Annotated in this window: 21 protein-coding genes and 2 other annotated features; of the genes, 15 read left to right on the top strand and 6 right to left on the bottom strand. The window is 36.2% G+C overall.

The window, feature by feature from the left end; translation table 11 throughout:
- Positions 1–202 precede the first annotated feature (202 nt).
- Both MKX78_RS14015 and MKX78_RS14010 read left to right on the top strand, forming a co-directional pair.
- Positions 203–2,188: an acetoacetate--CoA ligase gene (locus MKX78_RS14015; protein ID WP_341051405.1), complete on the top strand. Its 1,986-nt coding sequence runs from the start codon at positions 203–205 to the stop codon at positions 2,186–2,188.
- A 99-nt stretch (positions 2,189–2,287) separates the two neighbouring features.
- Entirely contained in the window at positions 2,288–2,680 is a 393-nt protein-coding gene (locus MKX78_RS14010) for an acyl-CoA thioesterase (protein ID WP_224938462.1), read from the top strand.
- Positions 2,681–2,688: 8 nt separating this feature from the next.
- Here the strand turns inward: MKX78_RS14010 and MKX78_RS14005 are convergent, their stop codons facing one another.
- Positions 2,689–2,901, bottom strand: a complete 213-nt coding sequence (locus MKX78_RS14005) for a hypothetical protein (RefSeq protein WP_095372981.1) — start codon at positions 2,899–2,901, stop codon at positions 2,689–2,691.
- A gap of 535 nt (positions 2,902–3,436) precedes the next feature.
- Between MKX78_RS14005 and MKX78_RS14000 the strand changes: the two genes are divergently transcribed.
- Together MKX78_RS14000 and MKX78_RS24520 are read left to right on the top strand one after the other, a co-directional pair.
- Positions 3,437–5,272: a PTS fructose transporter subunit IIABC gene (locus MKX78_RS14000; RefSeq protein WP_307313400.1), complete on the top strand. Its 1,836-nt coding sequence runs from the start codon at positions 3,437–3,439 to the stop codon at positions 5,270–5,272.
- 127 nt (positions 5,273–5,399) lie between these two features.
- Positions 5,400–5,483: a putative holin-like toxin gene (locus MKX78_RS24520; RefSeq protein WP_224938507.1), complete on the top strand. Its 84-nt coding sequence runs from the start codon at positions 5,400–5,402 to the stop codon at positions 5,481–5,483.
- A gap of 188 nt (positions 5,484–5,671) precedes the next feature.
- Here the strand turns inward: MKX78_RS24520 and MKX78_RS13995 are convergent, their stop codons facing one another.
- Positions 5,672–6,919, bottom strand: coding sequence for an MFS transporter (locus MKX78_RS13995; protein ID WP_095372983.1), 1,248 nt, complete (start codon positions 6,917–6,919; stop codon positions 5,672–5,674).
- 154 nt (positions 6,920–7,073) lie between these two features.
- On the opposite strand from MKX78_RS13995, the gene MKX78_RS13990 reads away from it, so the two are divergent.
- The 11 genes from MKX78_RS13990 to MKX78_RS13940 all read left to right on the top strand — a co-directional run bounded on the left by MKX78_RS13990 (position 7,074) and on the right by MKX78_RS13940 (position 18,021).
- Positions 7,074–7,727, top strand: a complete 654-nt coding sequence (locus MKX78_RS13990) for an MOSC domain-containing protein (protein ID WP_340975268.1) — start codon at positions 7,074–7,076, stop codon at positions 7,725–7,727.
- A gap of 32 nt (positions 7,728–7,759) precedes the next feature.
- Positions 7,760–8,006, top strand: a binding site (T-box leader).
- Positions 8,007–8,043: 37 nt separating this feature from the next.
- Positions 8,044–8,298, top strand: a binding site (T-box leader).
- A gap of 82 nt (positions 8,299–8,380) precedes the next feature.
- The gene (gene trpE / locus MKX78_RS13985; protein ID WP_307313405.1) at positions 8,381–9,766 is read left to right on the top strand and encodes an anthranilate synthase component I; all 1,386 of its coding nucleotides are present in this window, start codon (positions 8,381–8,383) and stop codon (positions 9,764–9,766) included.
- Positions 9,763–10,377 carry an anthranilate synthase component II gene (locus tag MKX78_RS13980; RefSeq protein ID WP_095372985.1) on the top strand — a complete coding sequence of 205 codons (615 nt, stop codon included), beginning with the start codon at positions 9,763–9,765 and terminating at the stop codon, positions 10,375–10,377. Before trpE ends, MKX78_RS13980 begins: the two co-directional genes overlap by 4 nt.
- Entirely contained in the window at positions 10,346–11,371 is a 1,026-nt protein-coding gene (gene trpD, locus MKX78_RS13975; protein WP_095372986.1) for an anthranilate phosphoribosyltransferase, read from the top strand. The genes MKX78_RS13980 and trpD overlap by 32 nt, the downstream gene beginning before the upstream one ends.
- 4 nt (positions 11,372–11,375) lie before the next feature.
- Entirely contained in the window at positions 11,376–12,158 is a 783-nt protein-coding gene (gene trpC / locus MKX78_RS13970) for an indole-3-glycerol phosphate synthase TrpC (protein ID WP_095372987.1), read from the top strand.
- Positions 12,155–12,763, top strand: a complete 609-nt coding sequence (locus MKX78_RS13965) for a phosphoribosylanthranilate isomerase (protein WP_224938454.1) — start codon at positions 12,155–12,157, stop codon at positions 12,761–12,763. The genes trpC and MKX78_RS13965 overlap by 4 nt, the downstream gene beginning before the upstream one ends.
- Positions 12,764–12,777: 14 nt before the next feature.
- Entirely contained in the window at positions 12,778–13,980 is a 1,203-nt protein-coding gene (gene trpB / locus MKX78_RS13960; protein WP_341051403.1) for a tryptophan synthase subunit beta, read from the top strand.
- A complete protein-coding gene (gene trpA, locus MKX78_RS13955; RefSeq protein WP_328197855.1) occupies positions 13,977–14,756 on the top strand; it encodes a tryptophan synthase subunit alpha in 780 nt (259 codons plus the stop codon). Before trpB ends, trpA begins: the two co-directional genes overlap by 4 nt.
- 133 nt (positions 14,757–14,889) lie before the next feature.
- Positions 14,890–15,489 (top strand): sporulation-specific diadenylate cyclase CdaS, encoded by a 600-nt coding sequence (gene cdaS / locus MKX78_RS13950; protein ID WP_095372991.1) that lies wholly within the window; start codon positions 14,890–14,892, stop codon positions 15,487–15,489.
- 71 nt (positions 15,490–15,560) lie between these two features.
- Positions 15,561–17,162, top strand: coding sequence for a catalase (locus MKX78_RS13945; protein WP_307313416.1), 1,602 nt, complete (start codon positions 15,561–15,563; stop codon positions 17,160–17,162).
- 199 nt (positions 17,163–17,361) lie between these two features.
- Entirely contained in the window at positions 17,362–18,021 is a 660-nt protein-coding gene (locus MKX78_RS13940; RefSeq protein ID WP_341051399.1) for an SOS response-associated peptidase, read from the top strand.
- Between the two features lie 38 nt (positions 18,022–18,059).
- Here MKX78_RS13940 and MKX78_RS13935 read toward each other — a convergent pair whose 3' ends face one another.
- The 4 genes from MKX78_RS13935 to MKX78_RS13920 all read right to left on the bottom strand — a co-directional run bounded on the left by MKX78_RS13935 (position 18,060) and on the right by MKX78_RS13920 (position 19,127).
- Positions 18,060–18,341: an iron-sulfur cluster biosynthesis family protein gene (locus tag MKX78_RS13935; RefSeq protein WP_341051397.1), complete on the bottom strand. Its 282-nt coding sequence runs from the start codon at positions 18,339–18,341 to the stop codon at positions 18,060–18,062.
- 5 nt (positions 18,342–18,346) lie between these two features.
- Positions 18,347–18,541, bottom strand: coding sequence for a hypothetical protein (locus MKX78_RS13930; RefSeq protein WP_157733958.1), 195 nt, complete (start codon positions 18,539–18,541; stop codon positions 18,347–18,349).
- 275 nt (positions 18,542–18,816) lie between these two features.
- Entirely contained in the window at positions 18,817–18,954 is a 138-nt protein-coding gene (locus MKX78_RS13925) for a hypothetical protein (RefSeq protein WP_180316959.1), read from the bottom strand.
- A gap of 26 nt (positions 18,955–18,980) precedes the next feature.
- On the bottom strand, positions 18,981–19,127 hold the full coding sequence (locus MKX78_RS13920; protein ID WP_224938446.1) for a Fur-regulated basic protein FbpA: 147 nt from the start codon (positions 19,125–19,127) through the stop codon (positions 18,981–18,983).
- Between the last annotated feature and the right edge of the window lie 140 nt (positions 19,128–19,267).

The raw sequence follows: 19,267 nt of genomic DNA, 5'->3' as shown, positions 1-19,267 counted from the left end.
TTAGAAGTCAAGGGAAGAGACAGGAAGATAAACAAATAGAATTATTTTTAATAATAATAATCGTAGTAGCCACTTATACTAGGAGAATATATATTAAATAGTATGATAATAACGATTTTTTTGATAATATATATAAAATGGAAAATCATTTCATCTCAGATTCCCCTCCATTTTACAAAAGAGAATGAAGGTGGCGAAGGAAATGGAAGCGGTTTCAAAAGGTCAACTTTTATGGCAACCGAGCGAAAGGGAGATAGAGAAAGCAGGGGTAACAAAATTTCTTCATTGGATCAGAAACGAAAAGAAGCTCGAATTAAATGATGTCCATCATTTGTGGAAATGGTCAGTTGATGAATTAGAATTATTCTGGGGATATGTATGGGAATATTGTCAAATCATTTCATATACGCCAAACTCACATGTTTTACAATCTCGAAAAATGCCAGGAACTAGATGGTTTGAAGGCTCCTCATTGAATTATGCTGAGCATGTGTTCAGAAATGATAGAGGTGATGAAACAGCACTTATTTTCCGATCAGAAATGGAAGATATAAAGGAAATTTCCTGGAAAGAATTAAGGGGAAAAACGGCTTCACTAGCAGGTTATTTAAAAGAGATAGGTGTAAAAAAAGGAGATCGTATCGTTGGTTATATGCCTAATATTCCTGAGACGATTATTGCTTTTTTAGCATGTGCGAGTATTGGAGCAGTATGGTCTTGTTGTTCACCTGATTTCGGTATGGAAAGTGTGGTGGAACGGTTCAAACAGATTGAGCCGAATGTACTCATTGCAGTGGACGGTTATGTATATAATGGCAAAACATCAGACCGAGTTGATCAAGTGGCTCACTTACAGAATGCACTACCAACTTTGAAGCGAACCGTGTTGTTTAAGAGCATAAATAGTGATTATAAACGGTTAAATCCACAGAAAACGATCGACTGGCAAGAAGTAATGAAAAGAAAGAGTGAACTTGTTTTCGAACCAGTGCCTTTTAATCATCCTTTATGGATTTTATTTTCATCTGGAACGACAGGACTGCCTAAACCAATTGTACACAGTCAAGGAGGCATTGTACTTGAACATTTAAAAGTATTAGTCATTGAAGAAGGGGTTACAAACGAAGATGTATTTTTTTGGTTTACGACAACGGGTTGGATGATGTGGAATTTACTTGTTGGTGCCCTTTTAACAGGTGGAAAGATTGTTTTATATGATGGTAGCCCAATGTACCCAAAACCCGATGTTTTATGGGAATTAGCCGAAAAAACAAAAGTAAGTTTCTTTGGAACGAGTGCTGCTTTTATACAGGCAAGTTTAAAATTAGGAATTAAACCGAAAGAAAAGTATACATTCCCCCATTTAAAAGCCATTTGTTCCACAGGATCTCCCCTAAGCATAGACGGTTTTAAATGGGTATATAACGAGGTTAAACAGGATGTATGGTTAGCCTCCGTAAGTGGAGGTACAGATGTATGCACAGCTTTTATTGGAGGGTCCCCCGTTTTGCCCGTTCGTGCTGGAGAAATTCAAACAAAGGCTTTAGGAGTAAACGCTCAAGCTTTTAATGACGATGGAAAGCTCGTACTTAATGAGGTAGGAGAATTAGTGATTCTTAATCCAATGCCATCGATGCCAATTTATTTTTGGAATGATGAAGGTGACAAGCGTTACAAAGAAAGTTATTTTAGTACTTTTCCGGGAATTTGGCGTCATGGAGATTGGATTCAGTTTGATGATAAAGGGAGATCCATTATCTTTGGCAGGTCAGACTCAACCATTAATAAACAAGGCGTTCGCATAGGTACTAGTGAAATTTATCGAGCAGTCGAAAGTATAGAGATTGTAAGCGATAGCTTAGTAGTTGATTTAGAAGCACTAGAAGAAGATTCATATATGGCTTTATTTGTAGTGTTAAAGCAAGATCAACTACTCGAAGATGGACTCATTTCACATATTAAAGATGTCATACGACAACAAGTTTCACCACGGTTTGTTCCAAATGAAATTATTGCTGTGGAGCAGGTGCCGAGAACGTTGACCGGTAAGAAGATGGAAGTACCGATTAAAAGGATATTATTAGGTCATCAGCCAGAAAAAGTGATTAATGTTGGTTCAATGGCTAATCCAGAAATACTTAAAACGTATATTGAGTTTGCTCATAAAAGAAGGGCAATCAATCATTAGGTTTTCAATTGGTGAAAGGAATGGATAGTACTTTTCTTTCACCATTTTTATCAATATTGTTCAGAGGAAATAGCATACAAAAAGGAGGACTGGCTTAAATTGAAAAAAATTAAAACAAGTATTGTTGTTCGTGAGAGTGATATAGATGAACTTGGTCATATGAACTATTTGAAATATTTCAACTACTTCGAATGTGGTATTGATGACTGGTTTTTAGCGCTTGGTCTAACGAATCAATATTTACAATCAAGACATATCGGTTGCGTTGTAAAGAAAGTGGAAAGTGAGTATATAAAAGAGGCATTAGTGGGAGAACTGTTAGAGATTACGACAACATTAAAGAGAGTTGGTCATACGAGTTTTGTCATTTCTCAACAAATGGCAACTAGAGATCAAAAAATCATAGCAACAAGTGAAAAAGTTTTTGTTATGTTCCATTTGCAAACAAGAAAAGCAATTCCAGTAATCAAAACGATTACCTCTGCCTGTTAGTGAATTATTTATGTGTCACTTTGTTTTTCAAGTTCTAACTCAAAATCACATAAAGCGGTTACTGCAAAACTAACGAGCATAATAATCCATAGCTCTGCACCATTGAGGGTTTGTGATTGATAACATTCTGTTAATAAAAAAGTAATTCCACCAATTGATAATACAGTGAAAATACTTCCTGCAATATAAAAGATGACTGTTTCACTAGATGGCTTTGCCATGATCCATACTCCTCTAAATTTTAATCACTTCGTTATAATTGAATCAAAACAATAGTAATATATTGCATTTTTCATATTGTAACATGTAACCGGACTATATGGAGTTATTTTATTTACCTATTTTAAAAATAATGATTTCTTTAATTAATGATACAATGGTCACAGAATAGTCATAAAAATAGTAAGAAATGCATACGTAAACATCTATAGTTATACAGGAACTTTAGATATACTGGAAGTATCATTTTATTTCCAATCGTTGGGTGATGATATAGTCAATAGGAAAAAGATAAACAGAAAAAAGCCGTTTCTTATCAAGAAACGGAAAATGAGACTATGGATGAGGATAATCTTGCAAAATACAATATATAGTGATTAGCGAAGTTGAATTTAACTATATATTGTTATTTCGATTCTAGCATACATGAACAATTTCAGCAATTATCATTTGCTAGAAAAAATGATTGATTTTCTTATTATTTTTTGTATGATTGAAAGATAAAAAGACTTTTTGTTAGTGGAAAGGAGAGAGGTATTGAATATTACTGATTTATTAAGTGAAGAATCAATTCTTCTCTCACTTGAGGAAGTGACAAAAGTAGAAGCGATTACTGCGTTAGTCGATACGCTGTACAATGATGGTGGTATAAAGGAAAAAGGGCTTTTCCTTGCTGATGTGCTTAAACGAGAAGCGCAAAGTACTACAGGTATAGGCAACGGCGTTGCGATTCCACATGCAAAATCTAGGGCAGTCACACAAGTTGGTATTGCTTTAGCAAGGAGTCATGGAGGGATAGAGTTTAACTCTTTAGATGGTGAAAAAGCCCATCTTATCTTCCTTATTGCTGTTCCGGAAAACGCCGATGAACTTCATTTGGATATATTAGCTAAGTTATCAACCATTTTAATGAACAAAGAAACTCATTTCAAACTAATGACGGCAGAGTCAAAGAGTGATTTACTCTCGATTATTAGTGAATTGGATAAAGATGATACTAGAAATGAAACTTATGAAACGAATGAAGAGACTCCATTTATTTTAGCAGTTACAGGTTGTCCAACAGGGATTGCTCATACTTATATGGCGGCTCATTCCTTAGAGTCAGCTGCCGCCACTTTGCATATTCCTCTAAAAGTCGAAACAAATGGCGCTGCTGGGGTTAAGCAACATATTACAAAAGCTGAAATAGAAAAAGCAACTGCCATTATTATTGCAGCCGATACAAAAGTAGAGTTGGAGCGATTTAGTGGCAAACATATGGTGCAAGCCTCTGTTGCAGATGGTATGAGTAAACCTTTTCAGTTATTAGAAAAAGCTGTTTCACAAGATTGTGACATATATGACCATAATCATGTAAATAAAAATAGTAAAACTTGGTCAAGAGAGCTTTATCAACATGTGATGAATGGGTTATCTAATATGCTCCCCCTTGCCATTGCAGCTGGATTTTTATTGTCATTAACGATTTTTAGTTCAGATTTCCGTCATCAATTTTGGGAGATTCTCTCTTTTTTCGGTGATCAAACAATTATTGTTTTATTAATGCCTATATTTGCTGGCTATATTGGTAAAAGCATTAGTGATCGCCCAGGATTTGCGCCAGGAGCAATTGGTGGTTTATTCGCTGCAATGAATGGTTCAGGCTTGATTGGTGGGATATGTGCAGGTTTAATCGGTGGGTTCATTATTAATCGTTTAAAGAAATGGACGAATTATTTACCATCCTCTATCACAGCGATGTCGAACATTATCATTTATCCTGTCATCGGCATTTTGATGACTTTATTGGCGATGTTTGTATTATTACAACCATTAACCTGGTTAACACAATCCATTACAACATTATTCCAAACGATGACGACACCTTTGTCTATCTTGATTGGTGCGATGTTCGGACTATTAATGGCCATTGACCTAGGTGGTCCTATTAATAAAATGACTTATTTGGTTGGTATTGGATTTATGTTAAATGGTGTATACGAACCATTAGCTGCTATTATGGTTGGTGGAATGGTTCCCCCACTTGCCATTGCTTTTGCGACGAGTATTTTTTATTGGAAGTTCTCTAAAAATGAACGTTTATATTATCGTACAAATTATGTAAAAGGGTTTTTGTTTATGACTGAAGGAGCGATCCCTTTTGTCGAGCGGAATAAGAAGGCGTATATACCACCAATTCTCCTTGGTTCTGCAACTGCGGGTGCGTTGTCGATGGCAACACATACAGGGATTGCGATTCCTCATGGAGGAGTATTAGTTACACCTTTTGTGTTCGGTTCTTCTCTTTCCTTTTTGTTGGCCATTGCGGTAGGTAGTCTTTTTGCTGCACTGTTGCTAGGAACCATCAAAAGAAAACCTAATGTAGAATAGGTGGATAGGCTCAATTTTTAAAAACAGAACATGTGTTCTTATATTTTTGTGAAAATATGTTATAATGGAAGAGCGATAGTGTTCACAAGGGTGGTCGGCTAACCCCGTAGAAAGGGGGTGAGGCCTTTTGACAGTATTTGAATCTCTAATGTTGATGATTTCATTTACAACACTGATTATGGCGGTCTTAGCTTTTAATCATAAAAAATAGACCCCCCTTGAGCCTTTAAACTTTTAGGGTGAGGTCTACGTCAAACTTATTTGGCCGTCCCCTTTTAGGACGAACCTATTGCAGATGGCCACAGGTGCTGCAACACTTGTGGTCATTTTTATACGAAATATATAATAAAATCATATCATATGAGTGTTCAGTTGTCACGGGTTTATCTTCTGTGTTCCTTATGATTTCGGCTTAATTGCTAAGAAGGTTGCTAATGCAGCTATCAGTAAAATAAGACTAAAGATATAGAACATCCAATTTTCTGCATGCTTTAACAATAATGCCGTAATAGGTGGTCCTGCTGCGACACCAATAAAACGCATAGAGCTATAAATAGAAGATATCGTCCCTCTTTGCTCTTTTTCAATGCCTTCAGTAATCATTGCATCCAAACAGGGCAACGCCGCTCCGATACCAATTCCGCATAACAGAAACAGCATAATCATAAACCAGAGCTGGTCATTTAAGCTTAGTAATGCTACAGAGATCATTGCTCCTAAACAACTGACAAATATCATCCACTTCATCAATATTTTGTTTTGCTTAATTAACTTTCCTGTAATATAGGAAGATGCACAGAGTGAACATAAAGGTAATGCCAGGAGCAGACCTTTTTTTATATTTTTTATATGATAGCTTTTCTCTAATAAATCGGATAAATAAAATAATATCCCGAATAGAACAAGCATGAGGATTGCACCAATAAGAAAAATGGCATATAACCATTTTCCTTTTTGTGTAAATATGTCTTTTATATGCTGAAAAAACTCCTTAAAAGGAATAGGTTCTTCTCGCTTATTGGGTGTTTTTACGAGAAAAAGCATTAAGATAATCGAACATAAACAAAAAACAGGAATTGAAAAGAAAGGTAAAAACCAAATTACTCCGGCAAGCAAAGCTCCTAAAATGGGACTTAATACTTTTCCGAAAGTATTGGAGGTCTCGATTAAACCTAACGAACTACTTACATCATCATCATTTTTAAACATATCACCAACTAATGGCATGACTATTGGTTGAGCTCCGGCAGCTCCTACCCCTTGAAGGGCTCTTCCAATCAAGATGACCGTATAGGGATTTTCCAACTTCCATGCAGCCCAACCAGAAACAATTCCACCAATTCCTGCAATCAACAGACTAGGGATAATGACTTTTTTTCTTCCAATATGGTCAGAAAGATAACCGGCAATCGGGATGAGAAAGATGGCGACAATGGAATATATTGTGATAATCATACTTACTTGGAAAGAATTAATTGATAGTTTTTTTTCCATAACTGGTAAGACAGGTATGAGCATAGAATTTCCAAGGGTCATGACAAGCGGAATGGAAGAAATAGATAAAATAGCCCATTTTTGGTTATTCTTTTTATTTTGTTTTTTATTTTTACTCGTCTTTTTTTGTATGGCTTGTTCAATATGGTCCATGGTTAACTCACTTTCAATTGTTTTTACCCTCACAAACACTATTTATTAATATAAACGAAATGAACAGAAAGTATGGCTACAATTTTGTTTTTTCCTAACTAGTAAAAATTAGTAATAAAAGCTAAAATGAAAGGTAGATAAAGGGGGCAGGAAATTGAGAATTGTATCTTTAAGTAAAGGTAAACCTAGAGATTATCAATGGAAAGAAAAGCATGAAACATCTGCTATCGGTAAAACACCTGTAAAAGAACTCTTTTTAAAAAAAGATGCGATTGAAGGCGACGGAGTAGCTAATACAGATTTTCATGGTGGGATTGACAGAGCATTATGTCTTTATCCGTACGAACATTATGAAAAATGGCAAAAGGCATTTAGCCGTACTTTTATGCTTCCTTCTTTTGGTGAAAATATTAGTACAACAAATATGACTGAGAAGGAAATATATATTGGTGATGTGTTTGCAATTGGTGAAACGATTGTTGAAGTGACACAAGGGAGAGTTCCTTGTTCAACCATCTCAAAATTTAATGGTGAAGATCAATTATTAAAAAAGGTTTTTCAGACGAATCATACAGGTTATTTTTTCCGTGTGTTAAAAGAGGGAACGATTAACCTTCAGTCAGAAATTCAATTAGTCGAAAGAAAGCAATCGGAACTGTCTGTATGGGATGCGACTGATATTATACTACATAAACTAAAAGATATTGTAGCAATGGAAAAATTGTTGAATGTATCTGGGTTATCGCAAGAGTGGACAGAAATATTAGAAAAAAGATTAAAAATTAAACGAAAACCTATTGACAATTAAAAGAATCAGGCATATCATATGTAACAAATAAGACGTAAGCAATGACGAAGAGTAGTATCTTATATATGCTCATTTTAGAGAGCTGATGGTTGGTGGGAATCAGTGGGTGATATAAGTGAATGGACTTCCGAGCTTCCAGACCGAACCTTTTATAACTAGTAGGCTCTGGCGAATGTCTCATCGTTAAAAGAGATAAATACGAATTTGTTATTCGTATTTGTTAAGTGAGTTGTAATTTACAGCTAATAAAGGTGGCACCACGGGTCTCTCGTCCTTTTTAATAAGGAGAGAGGCCCTTTTTCGTTTAATTTCATAAAACAAATCGTTGATCAAGAGTAGTATATTTATCGTTAATCACATAAGAGAGCTGGTGTTGGTGGGAATCCGGTGTGATCGATAAATGGAATGGACTTGTGAGAGGTACCCTGAAAAATGTAAGTAAGGGACACGGGATTCCGCCGTTAAAAGGATAGAGTATCGATTTTGACATCTGTACTTGAAAAAGAGAATGTCCCCATGGACATTCTGAACTTGAGGTGGCACCACGCATCTATATAGATACGTCCTCTATACCTAAAGCTATTGAGCGTTTATGGTATAGGGGATTTTTTGCGTTTAAATTCGATTTATTATTGATAAGGAGAAGTGAGAACATGAATCAGACTTTAGAAACCCTGGTTATTTTAGAAGTCAATGATGGTGATTTATTAACACCAATTGCCATTTATCAAAAGCTTTCAGGTAAAAAGAAATTTTTGTTTGAAAGCTCTTTAAAACATGAAGACGCTGGTAGATTTTCTTTTATCGGCTGCAATCCCGTTTTAGAAGTGCAAGGAAGTGCAAGATCTACGATTATACTCTCAGAAAATGAAAGAGAAGAAGTAAAAAATAAACCGTTAGAAGTAGTCAAAGAGCAAATGAAAAAAATTGGCATTCACAATTCTCAACAATTCCCGTTTATCGGTGGTGCCGTGGGGTTTGCTGGTTATGATGTTATTAGACAATATGAAGAAATAGGAATTGAAATACAGGATGATTTGCAAATTCCCGAAGTACATTTCATGTTCTTTGAAGAAGTGATTGTTTTTGACCATCTAAAGCAAAAATTATTTTTAGTAGGAGTACCAATCGTATCAAATAAAAGGCAACTAGAAGAAAAATTAAGTAAGCGTAAGGCAGAGCTATTTTCTATGGAGCAAAAAACGGGTGAAAAAGCGCGAATCAGTCAATATAGACCACTAATGAGCGAAGATGCATTTATCTCAAAAGTAGAAAAAGCAAAAGAATATATAAAGGCGGGAGATATTTTTCAAGTAGTATTATCCCAGCGGTTACAAGCAGAAATAAGTGGAGATCCTTTTGATTTTTATAGAAAACTCAGAATTGATAACCCTTCTCCATATATGTATTACTTGGACTTTGGTGATTACAAAGTAGCGGGGGCTTCGCCAGAGAGTTTAGTAAAGGTGAATCAGCACAAAGTAATGACCAATCCAATTGCCGGCACAAGGCCTAGAGGGAGAAACAATTTAGAAGATGATTTGTTAGCAAAAGAGCTCAAGCAAGATGAAAAAGAGGTGGCAGAGCATCGAATGCTTCTTGATCTTGGGAGAAATGATTTAGGTAGAGTATGTGAATTTGGGACGATTAGCATTCGGAAATATATGAATATTGAAAAATATAAACATGTGATGCATCTTGTTTCTGAAGTAGAGGGGCAGTTAAAGAATGAATGTACAAATATTGATGCACTTATTTCTTGCCTGCCAGCTGGTACAGTATCAGGTGCACCAAAAATAAGAGCGATGGAAATTATCAATGAATTAGAGGAAACAAAAAGAGGTATCTATTCCGGAGCCATTGGTTATTTATCCACAAACGGTAATATGGATTTTGCTCTTGCTATTCGAACGATGGTAGCAAAGGATGGGAACGCATATATTCAGGCTGGTGCAGGAATTGTTTATGATTCGATTCCTAAAAAAGAATATGAAGAAACGATTCATAAATTAAAGGCATTTCTGGAGGCAAACAAATGATTTTATTAATTGATAATTATGATTCATTTACTTATAACTTGTATCAATATTTAGGAGAACTAGGGCAAACGGTCGTAGTGAAACGAAATAACCAAATAACTGTCGAAGAAATTCGTTTATTAGATCCGACTCATATCATTTTGTCACCTGGCCCTGGGCGCCCAGAGAATGCAGGTATATGTGTGGAATTAATTCAACAATTACATCAAGAATATCCCATTTTAGGTGTTTGTTTAGGTCATCAAGCAATTGGATATGCATTCGGAGGTGAAATCACTGAAGCGAAGAAAATTATGCATGGAAAAACCTCAAACATGATGCATACAGGTGGGGGGGTATTTCAATATATGAGTCAACCGCTGGTAGTGATGAGGTATCACTCATTAGTCATCAAATCAGGTAGCCTTCCAGGGTACTTCAACATTTCAGCACGTTCACTAGAGGACGGCGAAATAATGGCTATTAAGCATGAAGCATTTGATTTATATGGATTTCAATTTCACCCTGAATCGATTGGTACATTACAAGGCCAAAAGATGTTGAGACATTTTATTGAAAACACTAAAAGGAGAGAGAATGATGAAAGAAATTCTGCTGCAATTAACCAATAGCATTTCATTAACAGAAGAAGAAATGATAGAAGCTGTACAATATCTGTTTTCGCCAGATATTACGGATAGTGAAATTGCTGCCTTTCTTGTTAGCTTAAAAGCAAAAGGAGAGACGGTTAATGAAATCGCAACATTTGTAAAAGCATTAAGAGCTCATGCGTTAACCTTTGATACATCTATTCCTCATTTAATGGATAATTGTGGTACTGGAGGAGATGGTTCAAAAAGCTTTAATATTAGTACTACTTCTGCTTTTGTTATAGCTGCAAGCGGTATTCCTGTAGCGAAGCATGGAAATAGGAGCGTATCAAGTAAAACGGGCAGTGCAGATGTCTTGGAACATTTAGGGATTCGTCTTGATTTATCACCACGACAAATTGAAGGAATATTAGAAAAGATTGGCATCGCATTTTTATTTGCACCTAATGTTCATCCGCAAATCAAGAGGATTATGAAAGTAAGACAAGATTTAAGAATTCCGACAACATTCAATCTATTAGGTCCGCTAATTAATCCAATGAATTTAGAAAATCAATTATTAGGCATTTATAAAAGAGATGCTGTTGAAATGTTTGCTGAAGTCCTTCAAAAGCTAGGGCGAAAAAGAGCGGTCGTTATCAATGGAGCAGGGTATATGGACGAAGCTTCTTTACAAGGTGAAAACTATTTAGCTATTTTAAAAGACGGAAACATTCAAACCACTATGCTTCATCCTGAAGAAGTGGGTTTACATGTGTATGCGAATGAAAAAATTCGTGGTGGTTATGCAAAAGAAAATGCAGCAATTTTACTTCGGGTCTTAGAAGGAGAAAAAGGGGCGTATCGAGAAACCGTTGCGCTTAATGCTGGGATAGGTATTTTTGTTGGTGGAAGAACTGAATCAATTAAGGAAGGCGTGCAACTTGCTTTAGAAATCATTGATTCAGGCGCAGCAATGGAAAAGTTAGAGCAACTAAAAACATTAAGTGTTCAATCTACAGAAAAGGTGATATAGACTCATGACAATCTTAGATCGTATCATTTCAGAAAAAAGACGAACTTTATCAAATTTAGCCTATTCCGGAAATAGTCGAAGGAACGGAACTACACGCTCTTTATTAAAACAATTAGAAAAAAATAAACCTGTGATTATCGCTGAATTTAAACGAGCATCTCCTTCTAAAGGAATCATAAATAATCTATTACAACCTGACGAGCAAGCCTGTTTATATGAGCGCTTTGGTGCTGATGCGATGTCTGTTCTGACCGATACCCCATTTTTTAAAGGAAATTTTACAGATTTAACAACTGTTTTTGATGCGGTATCGCTACCTTTATTATGTAAAGACTTTATTATCGATGAAAGGCAAATCGTTTATGCCAAAAATCATGGGGCAACAGTTATTTTATTGATTGTTGCAGCATTAACGAAAGATCAGTTAAAACAACTCTTTCATTTTGCAATCAATGAGGGTCTTGAGGTTTTGGTCGAAGTACACAATAAAGCTGAAGCAGAAAGGGCAATAGAATTAGGAGCTGAAATCATTGGTGTGAATAATCGTGATCTTCATACATTTGGTGTGGATTTGCAGGTAACGGAATCACTCGCTCCACTTATAAAAGAATCAGGAGCGTTCTTAATTAGTGAGAGTGGTTTAAAAACAGGGGAAGATGTAGCAAGAGTAATTAATGCTGGAGCAGACGGTATTTTAGTCGGGGAAGCATTGATGAAATCTGAAAACTTAGAATTATTGATGAGACAAATGAAAAAGACGCAAAATTTGGCTGGTGGATCGAAATGAAAGTGAAAATTTGTGGAATTGTTAGTGAGGAAATTGCACAGCAAGCAATAGTCTATGGGGCTGATGCCCTCGGATTTGTTTTTGCTGTAAGTAAACGTAGAATTTCTACCGAGAAGGCGAAAAAGATTATTAAAGGTTTGCCTATAAATGTATGGAAGGTCGGAGTCTTTGTTGATGAGCCAATAGAATCGCTTCTTCTTATAGCAAAAGAAGTAGGCTTAACACATGTGCAATTACACGGTGATGAATCGAAAACCTATTGCACAGAAATCAAATCCCAAGGTTTTGAGGTAATTAAAGCGATACAAATGAAAAGCGAAAAAGATATCGACCTTATCTATGAATACGATGATGATTACATTCTTGTTGATAGTCCAAGAGGTAAATACCATGGCGGTAATGGAACGAGCTTTGATTGGACATTGCTGCAAGAAATGCAAAGAAAACACCCGAAATTGATCCTCGCTGGCGGTTTAACAGCAGAAAATGTTAAAGTCGCCATTTCACAATGTGCTCCCTTTATGGTTGATGTAAGTTCAGGTGTTGAAATAGATGGAAAAAAAAGTCCGAGTAAAATTAGAAGATTTATAGAAGCAACAAATTAAGAGGAGGAATAAAAATGACAACAACTACCCTACCAGATGAAAAAGGACATTTTGGCACGTATGGAGGAAGATATGTACCAGAAACTCTTATGCAGGCCATCCTAGAATTAGAAAAAGAATATGAAAAAGCAAAAGTCGATCCTGCATTTCAAAATGAGCTAAATAATTTATTAAGAGATTATGTTGGAAGAGAAACACCACTCTATTACGCGAAAAATTTGACAAAATACGCTGGGGGTGGAAAAATCTATCTCAAGCGCGAAGATTTAAATCATACTGGTGCCCATAAAATAAATAACTCTCTTGGGCAAGCATTATTGACTAAAAGAATGGGAAAATCAAAGGTTGTTGCAGAAACAGGGGCTGGTCAGCATGGTGTAGCAACTGCGACGGCTTGTGCGCTTCTTAATTTAGAATGTGTGATTTTTATGGGAGAAGAAGATATATTGCGTCAGCAATTGAATGTATTTCGGATGGAAATACTCGGTGCAAAGGTCATCAGTGTAAAGTCTGGAAGTGCAACTTTAAAAGATGCAGTTAATGAAGCATTAAGATATTGGGTGTCAAATGTAGAAGATACGCATTATATACTGGGCTCTGCTATGGGACCACATCCCTTCCCTAAAATTGTTAGAGATTTTCAAAGTGTGATTGGCCAGGAAACGAAAAAACAATTTATCGAAAAAGAAGCTAAACTTCCAGAAGCGATAGTGGCATGTATCGGCGGAGGGAGTAATGCAATTGGGATGTTTTATCCGTTTTTAGAAGATCGTGAAGTAAAACTTTATGGCGTAGAGGCTGCTGGCTTAGGACTTCATAGTGAAAAGCATGCAGCATCATTAGCGAAAGGCAAACCTGGTATTCTTCACGGAGCCTATATGTATCTCCTCCAAAATCAAGATGGTCAAATTCAAGAAGCCCATTCAATATCAGCAGGTCTAGATTATCCAGGGATCGGGCCTGAACATTGCTATTTACATGATATTGAACGAGTGCAATATGATGCCATTACCGATGATGAAGCACTGGAAGCGTTACAGGTGCTCTCGAAAACTGAAGGAATTATTCCGGCATTAGAAAGTGCCCATGCAATTAGTTATGCGATAAAACTTGCAAAAGAAATGGAGCCAACAGAACATATCGTTGTTTGTCTTTCGGGTAGAGGAGATAAGGATATGGAGGCTGTTAGATCGAAAATAGGGGGAGTAAAAGCATGAACCGCATCGAAAAAGTGTTCCAAACAATGAAAAAAGAAGGAAAAAAAGCATTTGTACCTTATGTAATGGCTGGGGACGGTGGCTTACCATCTTTGAAAGAAAAGTTAGTGTTTTTACAAGAAGCAGGAGCAACTGCCATTGAGATAGGTATCCCATTTTCTGATCCAGTAGCTGATGGTCCCGTTATTCAAGAGGCTGGTATTAGAGCTTTAAATACGGGTGTAACATTAAAAGAAATTGTTGATTGTATTAGAGAAATACGACCAATTATCCATATTCCATTGATCTTTATGACGTATATGAACCCATTATTATCTTATGGGCTGGAGGGGTTCTCGAGAGATATTCAAACATCCGGTATCGATGGATTAATCATTCCTGATTTACCTATTGAAGAAGAAGAGATTATCACTTCTTACTTAGAAGAAGTTAAGATCGAATTGATTCGTTTAGTGACATTACAAAGTCCAATCGAAAGAATTGAGGAAATAACCAAGCGAGGTAAAGGTTTCGTCTACGCTGTTACCGTAAATGGCATTACTGGTACGAGAGCACAATTTGCTTCTCAGCTCTCAAGTCATTTAGAGAAAATAAAAAGTATAAGTCCACTACCCGTCTTAGCTGGATTTGGAATCTCCACACCAGAACATGTAGAAGAAATTCTTCAGTATTGTGATGGTGTCATTGTCGGATCAAAAATTATAGAGCTAATGGAAGCTGATAATTATGAACAGATCCGCGCTTTGATTAACGCAACCAAGCTACCTATTGCTTGAAAAATGGAGTACGAAAAAGAGCCGATTGGCTCTTTTTTTTACCTAAAACTAACAACAGAAAAAGAACATAATTAACGACTGATAAATCAAAATATGATATAGAGAAAAAATATCCCCGCGAAAGGAGAAAAAAATGCAATATGGTTTAGAAGACTACCAGAGCACACTTGAACAATATATAAAGGATATCGAGGCTCAGCTTTCTCACTTATCAAATATTAATATTGGCGTTGATTGTTGCATTTTAACCGAGTTTGAACAGCTCCAACAAATCGTGTCTGATGCCCATAATCTAACTGCGACTTATTACTTGCAGCATTATTTATCACCGTTTACAAACCATTTTTCTAGCATATCATTAGCGGGGCAAACACTATCGAACAAAGGTCACGGTGGCTTAATCATTATCGAGCGCGAAGTGGATGTTACGCCTTTTATCCATAATGGCATTCAAATCGATGCAAGGGTGAGTCAAGCTTTAATAGAAACGATTTTTTATCCAGGTGGTCCTGTACATGATGGAGGAACATTAATTCGTGGTGATATAATCATTTCAGCTGGAAATATTCTTCCTTTAACCAATATGGAAGTAGATGGGCGCGTTCTAGGTACACGACATCGGGCGGCCCTTGGTTTATCGGAACTTACAGATGCGGTTATCTTAGTTGTATCAGAAGAGTCTGGCCGTATTTCTTTTGCTTATAAAGGAGAGTTATTTGTTGTTCGTCCATAAATTTATACATAGAAAAGGTCTAACTTGCACATATTACTCAAGGAAAGATATGTAAAAGGAGGCTTTTTTCTATGAATAATGATCATAATGGTGAAAATGAAAAATTCGAACAAGAAGAAACCTTGACTAACCGCCAAGGACATCCGGTTACTAATAATCAAAACATACGAACAGTAAGTAACAGAGGACCAGCGACACTAGAAAATTATGATTTTATTGAAAAAATTAGTCACTTCGACCGTGAGCGTATTCCAGAAAGGGTCGTGCATGCAAGAGGTGCTGGCGCTCATGGTTATTTTGAAGCGACAGGCATGGCAGGTGACGAACCAGTATCTAAATATACAAGGGCAAAACTTTTCCAAGAAAAAGGAAAGAAGACACCCGTGTTTGTTCGTTTTTCATCTGTTATCCATGGTGGTCACTCACCGGAAACACTTCGAGATCCGAGAGGGTTTGCAACAAAATTTTATACAGAAGATGGGAATTGGGACTTAGTAGGTAATAATTTAAAAGTATTTTTTATTCGGGATGCGATGAAGTTTCCTGACATGGTGCATGCATTTAAACCAGACCCATTAACCAATATTCAGGATGCAGAGAGGTTTTTTGATTTTTGTGCTAATTCACCTGAAAGTTTCCATATGGTCACATTTCTTTATTCACCTTGGGGAATACCGGCAAACTATCGCCAAATGCAAGGCTCGGGTGTGAATACATATAAATGGGTTAACGAAGAAGGGGAAGCGGTACTTGTAAAGTATCATTGGGAACCGAAGCAAGGGATTAAAAATTTAACACAAGAGGAAGCAGAACAGATTCAAGCAAAGAATTTTAATCATGCTACACAAGACTTATATGACGAAATTGAAAAAGAGAATTATCCTGAATGGGATTTTTTCGTTCAAATCATGAGTGATGATGCGCATCCAGAATTAGATTTTGACCCCTTGGATGATACAAAATTATGGCCGGAGGATCAATTTCCATGGCTTCATATTGGTAAGATGGTGTTAAATAAGAATCCGGAAGATTATTTTAATGAGGTCGAACAAGTTGCCTTCGGAACAGGGGTACTCGTTGATGGTCTTGATTTTTCTGATGATAAAATGTTGCAAGGTCGGACATTTTCTTATTCAGATACGCAAAGGTATCGTGTTGGACCTAACTACTTGCAATTACCTATTAATAAGCCGAAAACAAATCAAGCGACAAATCAGCGTGGAGGACAGATGTCTTATTATGTCGATAAAGCACCTGGTCAAAATCCGCATGTTAACTATGAACCTTCTAGTTTAGGTGGTTTAAAAGAATCAGAGCAATCCGGTAAAGAGCATACACCAAAAATCAGTGGTGAGCTCGTTCGAGAATCGATTGATCGTAATGATAATACAAAACAGGCTGGACATACCTTCCGTGAATTTGAGGACTGGGAAAAAGATGAATTGATATCAAACTTAGTGAATGATCTTTCCACATGTGCTAAGGTGTTACAAGATAAAATGATTACATTAGCTGAATCAGCGGATGATGAATATGGCAAGAGGCTAAGGGAAGGTTTAGCGAATGCTCGGAAAGAGGAAGGGATGCATAAAGGTCGTCCACTTGGTGATAAAGATGGCGATGACGCACCCGGACATGCTGAACAGATGGGGCATGATGCAGATCGTTATTAATGAAAGGAGGGCTTGTTGCCCTTCTTTTTATTTTATTGGAATTAAAAAGTAACTATGAGCGTTACTACTCACGTAATTAAGGTCATGAAAAAAGGTTATTAGGGTAGAAAATAGATTTCTTTGGATTGCTCAGGCAGCTATATTTTTACGGTTTTGAATATGAGTGGTATATGCTTTTAATAAGAAAAGGGTTGTCATCATGTGTGGTCGATTTACCTTATCTGAAGAAGTGTTCAATCTACAAAAAACATTTGAGTTTTATTATCATGATGAAGCGGATTTACCCAGGTATAATATTGCACCGGGGCAAAAAATTTTAACTATAGTAGAGGAGCAAGGAGAGAAAATTGGGAGGAAAATGACATGGGGTTTCATACCACCGTGGGCAAAAGCAAAACGTAATAGCACTTCATTAATTAATGCACGTGCAGAAACAGTGGATGAGAAACCTAGCTTTAAGCACTCTTTCCATACAAGGCGCTGTTTAGTCTTAGCTGATGGCTTTTATGAATGGAAGAAAATGGAAGGTGGTAAAAGCCAGCCTTTTCATTTTACATTGCTTGAAAATAAGCCGTTTGCGATGGCGGGAATCTGGAGCGAATATAGACAAGGGGACGAACTTTTTACATCATGTTGTATTTTAACCACAACCGCAAATGAGATCATGTCGTCTGTTCATCATCGTATGCCGGTCATGTTAACAGGTAATGAAGGTGATAAGTGGATGTATAGCAAAGATAAACAACAGCTGAAATCATTATGCAAACCTTTTCAAAGTGAAGAAATGCAAATGGTTAAAGTCTCAGAATTGGTGAATTCTGTGCATAATGATTATCCTGAGCTACTGAATAGTTTATAATCTAAAAAAATTGTTCAAGAGCTCCTTCTTGAACAATTTTAGAATGGTTGTACGAGAGGATGTGGATGGCGTATAAAGAATCCACCATCGTTATAATCAATCATTGTATCCCGTAGATAAGGTAAATCTGTAGGGTGGTATATGACTTGCACTGAATCATGTGTATAGATAGCGTCTTGTGTTGTGATTGTATCGGTTAGTGTAAGATCATATTTTCGTTGGTTACAACAAGGGGTCGTAATTCGAAAGCGAATCATTACGTTGTCTTGACCGCTCCATTCTAAGAGTGCCTGTGTGGCATCTTTTGTAATTGCAAACAAGTTACTCAACTCCTGTTTTTTTGCGCCCTGAATTTTATTAATTTCTCTTTGAAATGAGACCATCTCTTGATTCGAGTTGTGTTTTCATCATTTTCACGGGTTTGATAAAAAAGTGAACGATGAACTACATAATGTATAACTTCTTCAATGATAATTAATCCTACTAAAATACTTAAGGCAATAGTTAACCAAATTGGCAATTATAACCCTCCTAATAGTGGGAATATATTAATCAGTATGAGGAAAATCTGAGATGACTTTAATATTCATTTTATCATATTTTTCGTACAACATGGTTGTATATAAACAGAATGGCTGGATAAATAAAAAAAGAAACGAGCTCAATCGAAGACTATTACTAGAAATTGAGTTCGTTTCTTTATATATAAATGGTTACGTAAATAGGAATAAAATAATTAACATGTTCCATAATCTCTACATAATTAGTTAGAGAATTTAACAAAATAGCCCGATTTTAACTGTTTTGTACAAGGCGAAGAAGTTTATGAGCATCATCTCCTGTAAGAGCCGCATAATACTCCCATATCTCGTCTCTTAATAAGTCGAGTTCAATAATTTTTTTCGCTAATTGAACTGCTTCTTCATTTTCCATTTGTTAAATCCCCCAATTAATTTTGATTATTTAATTGATAAATGTTTTTTTGATAATCCCTCAAGTTCAGAGAGTGTTAAGCTTTGAAGTTTCTGATCGTGCAAACCGTATTCTTGTAATAACTTAATCAAATAATTTCGTTTCTTTTCTACCGCTTTACGTAAATATTGCATTTTTATCTGCTCCTTTAAATTGATGATGATGTCATTCTAAAACGTTTGTTATAAAAAATCATCTGAATTGTTAGATAATCTAACATGGTTTATTTTATGTTATTTTTTTTAACATAACTAGTGAAATTTTTTAACAATTC

Origin of the sequence: Cytobacillus sp. FSL R5-0569 (assembly GCF_038007265.1) — a bacterium.
Taxonomy (GTDB): Bacteria; Bacillota; Bacilli; order Bacillales; family Cytobacillaceae; genus Cytobacillus; species Cytobacillus kochii.
The sequence above is the reverse complement of the archived record's forward strand: the minus strand, read 5'-3'. Positions and strand labels throughout refer to the sequence as shown.

Bases quoted from the DNA above. Each gene is read 5' to 3' on its own strand.
- MKX78_RS14015 (WP_341051405.1), top strand. From the start codon at position 203: ATGGAAGCGGTTTCAAAAGGTCAACTTTTATGGCAACCGAGCGAAAGG.
- MKX78_RS14005 (WP_095372981.1), bottom strand. From the start codon at position 2,901: ATGGCAAAGCCATCTAGTGAAACAGTCATCTTTTATATTGCAGGAAGT.
- MKX78_RS13995 (WP_095372983.1), bottom strand. From the start codon at position 6,919: ATGGACCATATTGAACAAGCCATACAAAAAAAGACGAGTAAAAATAAA.
- trpE (WP_307313405.1), top strand. From the start codon at position 8,381: ATGAATCAGACTTTAGAAACCCTGGTTATTTTAGAAGTCAATGATGGT.
- MKX78_RS13980 (WP_095372985.1), top strand. From the start codon at position 9,763: ATGATTTTATTAATTGATAATTATGATTCATTTACTTATAACTTGTAT.
- trpD (WP_095372986.1), top strand. From the start codon at position 10,346: ATGAAAGAAATTCTGCTGCAATTAACCAATAGCATTTCATTAACAGAA.
- trpC (WP_095372987.1), top strand. From the start codon at position 11,376: ATGACAATCTTAGATCGTATCATTTCAGAAAAAAGACGAACTTTATCA.
- MKX78_RS13965 (WP_224938454.1), top strand. From the start codon at position 12,155: ATGAAAGTGAAAATTTGTGGAATTGTTAGTGAGGAAATTGCACAGCAA.
- trpB (WP_341051403.1), top strand. From the start codon at position 12,778: ATGACAACAACTACCCTACCAGATGAAAAAGGACATTTTGGCACGTAT.
- trpA (WP_328197855.1), top strand. From the start codon at position 13,977: ATGAACCGCATCGAAAAAGTGTTCCAAACAATGAAAAAAGAAGGAAAA.
- cdaS (WP_095372991.1), top strand. From the start codon at position 14,890: ATGCAATATGGTTTAGAAGACTACCAGAGCACACTTGAACAATATATA.
- MKX78_RS13945 (WP_307313416.1), top strand. From the start codon at position 15,561: ATGAATAATGATCATAATGGTGAAAATGAAAAATTCGAACAAGAAGAA.
- MKX78_RS13940 (WP_341051399.1), top strand. From the start codon at position 17,362: ATGTGTGGTCGATTTACCTTATCTGAAGAAGTGTTCAATCTACAAAAA.
- MKX78_RS13925 (WP_180316959.1), bottom strand. From the start codon at position 18,954: ATGGAAAATGAAGAAGCAGTTCAATTAGCGAAAAAAATTATTGAACTC.
- MKX78_RS13920 (WP_224938446.1), bottom strand. From the start codon at position 19,127: ATGCAATATTTACGTAAAGCGGTAGAAAAGAAACGAAATTATTTGATT.